The organism is Dyadobacter sp. (assembly GCF_051859145.1).
Classification (GTDB): Bacteria; Bacteroidota; Bacteroidia; order Cytophagales; family Spirosomataceae; genus Dyadobacter.
Window position 1 is genome coordinate 1 of sequence record NZ_JBHYGF010000237.1, and the last position, 6,703, is coordinate 6,703.

General features: G+C 41.0%; 5 protein-coding genes and 2 pseudogenes. 3 read left to right on the forward strand and 4 right to left on the reverse strand.

The window, feature by feature from the left end:
* Window positions 1-376, reverse strand: a pseudogene (locus ACTIE6_RS14535) (hypothetical protein); the annotation flags it as partial.
* Window positions 377-1,124: 748 nt separating this feature from the next.
* On the opposite strand from ACTIE6_RS14535, the pseudogene treA reads away from it, so the two are divergent.
* The 3 genes and pseudogenes from treA to ACTIE6_RS14550 all read left to right on the forward strand — a co-directional run bounded on the left by treA (window position 1,125) and on the right by ACTIE6_RS14550 (window position 4,503).
* Window positions 1,125-2,690: pseudogene (treA, locus tag ACTIE6_RS14540) on the forward strand (alpha,alpha-trehalase TreA).
* 51 nt (window positions 2,691-2,741) lie between these two features.
* Window positions 2,742-4,013, forward strand: a complete 1,272-nt coding sequence (locus ACTIE6_RS14545; RefSeq protein ID WP_439557330.1) for an NAD(P)/FAD-dependent oxidoreductase — start codon at window positions 2,742-2,744, stop codon at window positions 4,011-4,013.
* A 130-nt stretch (window positions 4,014-4,143) separates the two neighbouring features.
* Window positions 4,144-4,503 (forward strand): hypothetical protein, encoded by a 360-nt coding sequence (locus ACTIE6_RS14550; RefSeq protein ID WP_439557331.1) that lies wholly within the window; start codon window positions 4,144-4,146, stop codon window positions 4,501-4,503.
* Window positions 4,504-4,703: 200 nt separating this feature from the next.
* Here ACTIE6_RS14550 and ACTIE6_RS14555 read toward each other — a convergent pair whose 3' ends face one another.
* The 3 genes from ACTIE6_RS14555 to ACTIE6_RS14565 form a co-directional block, all read right to left on the reverse strand.
* On the reverse strand, window positions 4,704-4,967 hold the full coding sequence (locus tag ACTIE6_RS14555; RefSeq protein ID WP_439557332.1) for an acyl carrier protein: 264 nt from the start codon (window positions 4,965-4,967) through the stop codon (window positions 4,704-4,706).
* A gap of 12 nt (window positions 4,968-4,979) precedes the next feature.
* Window positions 4,980-6,116, reverse strand: coding sequence for a hypothetical protein (locus ACTIE6_RS14560; RefSeq protein WP_439557333.1), 1,137 nt, complete (start codon window positions 6,114-6,116; stop codon window positions 4,980-4,982).
* Between the two features lie 164 nt (window positions 6,117-6,280).
* Complete coding sequence (locus ACTIE6_RS14565) at window positions 6,281-6,628, reverse strand: recombinase family protein (protein ID WP_439557334.1); 348 nt, start codon at window positions 6,626-6,628, stop codon at window positions 6,281-6,283.
* Window positions 6,629-6,703: the final 75 nt, after the last annotated feature.

The following is a 6,703-nucleotide window of genomic DNA, read 5'->3' on the forward strand; positions in this document are numbered from 1 at the left end:
CTTCTGTTTGTAGATACTTGCGCATAGGTTTAGTATGAAAGCTTTCAGCGACAACCACCAGCTCAGTGACCACAACAGGCAAGCTCACCAATTCGAAAACACCTTCTGAACAAAAGATAGCAAGGCCATCCAGATTGTGGTTCCAGAAATCTTTATCTTCTCTGATATTTTCAAATTGCTCTAAGTATGATTTTACTTCGCTTACTGAATATTTCTGGGATAATGAAGCCTCCAATTCTTTAAGCAGGTTTTGAAACCGTATTGGATCCTGCCCATTGTCTGGATGAGTCCGATGTGTAGGCATATATATAGATATGCAGGGTCCAGTCGAAATAGATGATAGCCTCTGAATTAATTCTTTGGTAGGTAATTTCATAATTTTTATAATTTAATAAAACGGCGATGACGATATGGTAAGCATTTCCATGCCACGATTTCATTTATTAGATTAGAATTACATTAGACTTGCAATTGCAATCCTGATTATCTTACTTTTCTTCAATACTACGATCAAGTCCTTGGTTGAATAATCAGAATCTCTTAATTCATTTTAATAACTCAATCACGAAATCATTTAATTCCTGCCTGATACGATGGGTGGTATAATTTAATTGAATCACCAATTTAAAAAAATATAGCCGTGCCAAGGGTCGCATTTTAAGATTAGAAAAACATTAAACTGTTAACAAACCCAGATTTTATATAGGTGTTTTGTCGGGTTTATCTGAATATGAATTTCTTTTTAATTACTACTTAATTTGTCTTACATAACGAATATGTCAGGTAATCAGACATCGTTAATAACCTCGAATTAAACATTCAAACAGTTGGTTATTAGAAAGTTATAGATTTTGATTGAGCCTGTTTCTCGCTTCTCCAACGGCAACGTATGCAATTGTATTTTCTATATCTGGTTTTATGCTGCCAGCCAATAGCGGCAGTACAAGTAACCCTGTTTCTACATGCAATAAAGTATACCTACTCTGATTTTACTTCTGGATTAACTACTGGTATCATTATTGGTAATAGTTAAAGAAGTGCTTTTTGTAATTCCATGTACGAATTCTACCAAGCACCCAGAGTTTACTATTTCATGCCAGTTTGATAACCTAATCAATATCATTTTGAAAGAATATATTTTCCCTTCGGTTACTCAAAAACGTTCGTACGCATCTCCCGAGGAGATCTTCGGAACGTTATTCGCCGACGTTCAGAACAGTCATCAATTTGAGGATTCCAAAACATTTGCTGACGCCATTCCGCTTAAAGAGCCCGCATTAATTATGGAAGCATATGACCAGGAAAAGCAAAAACCGGGATTTGATATGGCCGGTTTTGTCAGATCAAATTTTAGTATTCCTGCCCATATTGCCTCCACGTTCGTTGCAAACAAACAAGGAACCGTTTCCGAGCACGTCGAAAAGTTATGGGCCGTACTTACACGGCAACCCGATGACCAGGAGAGTGGCTGTTCGCTGATCCCGCTTCCACATCCTTATGTTGTGCCAGGCGGGCGCTTCAGAGAGATATACTATTGAGATACTTATTTCACAATGCTGGGATTGAAAGAGTCGGGCAAAACTGAACTAATCGGGCATATGATCAACAATTTCGCATATCTCATCGACAGCTTCGGATTTATTCCCACTGCCAACCGAACGTATTATTTAAGCCGGTCGCAGCCGCCATTCTTTTCATTGATGCTCAAACTGTATAGCGATATGGAGGGAAAGCACATCCTGACAAAATATCTGACGCATATGCAGCATGAGTACGACTATTGGATGGAACCAGGCGATTCAAGCAAGCCTTTTAGTGCGCATAGAAGGCTCGTGAATTTACCGGGCGGAGCTGTTCTAAACAGATATTGGGATGATCGTTCCACCCCACGGCCGGAATCTTACCACGAGGATGTGGAGCTGGGACATGAAGCATGGGAAAAGTATGGTTTAGCTCCCCAAGAGACATACCGCCATATCAGGGCGGCAGCCGAATCGGGCTGGGATTTCAGCAGCCGCTGGTTTGCAGACGAGCATGATTTCTCGACAGTCCATACCACCGATATTTTACCGGTTGATCTGAATTGCCTGATGTATTTTCTGGAAAAAACACTGGCAGAAGCTTATTTACTAAAAGACGACAGGGAAATGCATCTTGCATATGAACAAAAAGCAGCCAGACGTGCCCTTGCTATCCAGACGTATTTCTGGGACGACAAGAAGAAATTCTATATGGATTATGATTTTCAGAAGCGTGATTTTACAAAACATGTGACACTGGCAGGCGCTTTTCCTTTGTTTTTTAAACTTGCATCCAGCAGGCAGGCCAAGTCTGTGAAGGGCTACATCCGGTTGAACTTTATGAAATCAGGCGGTCTGCTCACAACTAAGGTCAGGTCCAACCAGCAGTGGGATGCACCTAACGGTTGGGCACCTTTACATTGGATCGCATACAAAGGTTTGCGTAATTATAACTTCCACGAGACGGCTGATGAGATATCGGATGAATGGCTCAGACTGATCGACAAGGAGTTCAAGCATTCCGGAAAGATGCTGGAAAAATACAATGTATCAGACACCAACCTTATAGCGGGTGGGGGAGAATATGAGGTCCAGGAAGGTTTCGGATGGACAAACGGCGTGTACCTGAGAATGAAAAACAAAAAATACCTGAAAGCTGTGGAAGCTTAAATATCTGTCTCAACCGGATTTAGTAGCATTTAACAAACCAGTTCATTTGAAATGAAGATAGTAATAGTAGGTGGTGGTTTCGCCGGAGTGAACCTGGCCCGCTCATTAGGAAATGACAAACGATTTGAGATAACCCTGGTTGACAAGAACAACTATAATTTTTTCCCTCCCCTGATTTACCAGGTGGCAACAGGGTTTCTGGAACCTTCCAGCATTAGTTACCCATTTAGAAAACTGTTCCGGAATTTCACGAATGTGAAGTTTCGATTAGGCTATTTGCAGCGTGTGATGCCCGACGAGAATAAAGTCATATTATCCAGTGGAGAGCTGACTTATGATTATTTGGTTTTTGCAACGGGAGCAAAAACCAATTATTTCGGTTCCGATAATTTTAAGAATAATGCCATTTCAATGAAAACGCTGGACGATGCGCTGGAAATGCGCAACAAGCTTTTGCGGCAGATGGAACAGGCCAGCGTTATCGAAGATCCCGATCAGCTCAGGAAATTGCTTACCATTGTCATAGCAGGAGGAGGGCCAACGGGTGTTGAATTATCGGGTATGTTTGCTGAAATGCGAAACGGCATATTACAAAAGGAATATCCTGAACTGGTAGGGAAGGGTGGAGAGATTTATCTACTCACAAGCGCAGGGGAACTGCTTTCGCCGATGAGTGAAAAATCGCAAAAGGAGACTTATGATCAGTTGCGGCTTCTGGGTGTAAAGGTCAGGTTAAATTGTCGCGTAAAAGATTTCGTCAATGATACAGTGATACTTTCCGACGACGAAACCATTTCAACCAAAAACTTGATTTGGGCTGCTGGCGTCACAGGCAAGTTGTTTGATGGCATATTGGCCGACAGTTACGGAAGAGGTGCGCGGTTGCTTGTGGATGAACACAACAAAGTAAACGCAACGGAAAATATTTATGCGATAGGTGATATCTGTTTGCAAATGACCGATCCTGATTTTGTCAACGGGCATCCGCAAGTTGCACAGGTAGCGATTCAGCAAGGCAAGCGCCTGGCGAAAAATTTTAAACTTCTGATTGAAAATAAGCCGCTGAAAGCCTTCAAATATGTTGACAAAGGTTCCATGGCCATTATTGGCAGAATGAAAGCGGTAGCGGACCTGCCCAAACCAAAAGTACATTTCAATGGTATGATTGCCTGGTTTGCCTGGTTATTTGTGCATCTTATCTCATTGATTACTAAAAAGAACCGTTTCAGGACTTTGTTCAACTGGATGGTCGCTTATTTTACAAAAGATCAATCACTCAGAATGATCTTCAAGCCCAGCTGGAACAAATTCACTGACGAATAAGGCTATTTAGTGAAACCAAAATATGAATATTCGCTTCTTTACAGACATGTGCCGATGGCCGGGTCAGAGAAATTATAATTTCCTGCGGCAACTTATATAAAAGACAGCCGCACGTCCTAAAATCATTATTATGGAAGAGACAAAAAGCAGATCATTATCTAAGTCAGGGTTCATTATCACCATATTAGTGGTTCTAATCGGAGGTGGAGTAATTACGTACTACGTAAAATACGCCACCCATATTCACACTCCCTATCTGATCGCTGTTGCCGTATCATGGGTTATTGGAATGTTACAAACAAAAAAAGGGTGGATCTGGGCTATTGCCTTATGTGCCGTTATTACTATGGGATATTTTCTGATTTTAGGTGCTACAGAACATGATCAAGCAAAACGCGAACTGGAATTATTTGGACTGATTGGCGCGCTCATTCTCAGTTTTGTGGGAAGTTTTTTGGGAGCATTTGTAAAAAGGGCAATTGACTCATGACTATCAATCCAGATTTTATCTTCGATTAGTGCTTTCACCAAACAGCTTAAAGTCGGGTGCTACAAACCAACAACTTTACTGACCACTTTGATGACAGGCGTCATCTTCCTTATCAGTATTTTCTTGATTGCGTATCTATTCCAAAGTGTTTAATACTGGCATAGATGGTAACTGAAAACTTTTGAAGTACTTCCACAGGCCTATGAACTGGGAGCCATATTAATTATGCTCGGGCTAATCATTTTTGGCGGGGCGAAGCGGATAGGCAGGGTGGAATGAAAATTCTCCACGGCATCTTCCGGGAGCATTATTTTGTATTCTTTTTCAAGATCAACGATTAGTTTAATTACATCAAGGGAATCCATACCTAGATCTTTCTTCAACTTCATTTCAGGCATAATCAGAGTAGCATCAATGTCGGTTTTTTTGCTGATAATTTCAGTAACGTTTTTACTTATATCCATTGTTACCAGCCTTTAGAGCGTTGAATAATCATTTTGCCGGTTTGACCCCAGTAGCCAGCATTGTAGCGTAAGAAGGATAACAATGCCAGGCCCAAGTTCTAGAAATGCAGAATCTTTTATCCAATCAGCAACATACATATCAAGGCCAGCAAAAAAGGTAACAACAAGCAATGAAAGCGACAAGACGATCAAAAAGGTTTTTGTTTGTTGCTTGTTGACAAGGAAAAACAAGATCAGCGAAAGGGATGTTAAAAAATTTGAAGCTGTCCACAATCCATTTTGAAGAACACTGATCCATAGAAAGCAATATGCCAAAAGGAGCAACATTTTCTTTCGGTCAATATTTTCAAGCTTGACCAAATTATATACCCAAATCAGAGTAAAACAAAATCCGCCAGCCAAATAGATCTCCCACTCGCTTATAATCGAAGATCCGATTCGTCCGGTGCTTGTTACTGGAAAAAGGTTTAGGTTTTGTGATAAAAAACCGGCCCAATCCATATATAAACGGCTGAAGTGCGCAATGGTAGTAAAGTACAAAGGTGCGATGCATACAACAAGGGCCCAGACAAGGACTTGGGTTAAATATCGGCGGCGATTTGGATAAAAAACGAATAAGGCGCCAAGCAAAATCGCATATGGATGTAAACAGCAAGCCAGGACTGGGTAAAGCGCGGCCCTTTTGCTTTGCCCACGTTGTAAAGACGATAACGTCAGCAAACCCAGAGCTCCGATCAGTGGGTCATGGAGCTGCAGGTTCAGGGATATACCCAGCTCAACTAAAATTAGCCACCAAAAAAGTACTCTATCGTCATAACTGAGTGGCAGGCGACCAATGGCATAGAAAAGGATGCAGGCTATTAGCAACAACCATAACAACATACCCCAGCCCGCGCTTAACAAACCGATTGGTGCAAATAAAATTACCACAATAGGATGATACGAGAACCTACCCGTATATTCATCAGGATAGTCCAAATACAAGTTTTGCTGGGCGACCAAGTGGTCAAATGCGCTATTAAGCACCAAGAAATGGTCATACCTGGCTGGCCCAAGGGCAAATTGCCAGATACCTGTCAATAGGCTTACAGCCAGATAACAAGCTAAAATAACCTTCCGCTGCGAGAAGATCATTACCACTTGTTTCATGTAAAATGCTCGGAAGGGTAGTTTTAACGGCTAATGTATAGAATAATTTGAGATAAGAAACCGAGTAAGAATTATTTTATAATTTATTCTTTTTCTAATCTTGGCTAAAATAAATTGTCCCAAATCAACGCCTGAATGTGCACGGTAGGCAGAGCTTAGGAATGCTAATCATGCTCTACGCTTGCGAATTCATTTGAAGTGTCAATCCTTTCTTGGATGCAAATGGTGTGAATATGATTTTGGCCTAACTCTATTAACAAATCTATGAATTCAGCTTCGGTACCCAGATCTTCTCTTTTAAAAACTACAAGGTAGTCACCCTTACTTAGGCTCAATTTTAGCTTTTCGAATTCGGGATATTTTCTAGCTGCGTGGCCCGCGGTCTCTATCCAAAGACTCATACAACCAAATTTTTGGAGTTCGCTTAATTGAAAGGTTAAGTTTTCCGAACTATCGAAAAAGCGGACATATCCGAAATGCATATTGATAAGTTTAGCCAGAAATTCAGCCAAGATAGACATCCTTTTTTCTTGCTTAGTATAGTGTAGCATTAGAAAAACCTTAAAAACGAATTCCCGAGCTCAACG

Coding starts and splice junctions, on each gene's coding strand:
- ACTIE6_RS14545 (WP_439557330.1), top strand. CDS start 2,742: ATGAAGATAGTAATAGTAGGTGGTGGTTTCGCCGGAGTGAACCTGGCC.
- ACTIE6_RS14550 (WP_439557331.1), top strand. CDS start 4,144: ATGGAAGAGACAAAAAGCAGATCATTATCTAAGTCAGGGTTCATTATC.
- ACTIE6_RS14555 (WP_439557332.1), bottom strand. CDS start 4,967: ATGGATATAAGTAAAAACGTTACTGAAATTATCAGCAAAAAAACCGAC.
- ACTIE6_RS14560 (WP_439557333.1), bottom strand. CDS start 6,116: ATGAAACAAGTGGTAATGATCTTCTCGCAGCGGAAGGTTATTTTAGCT.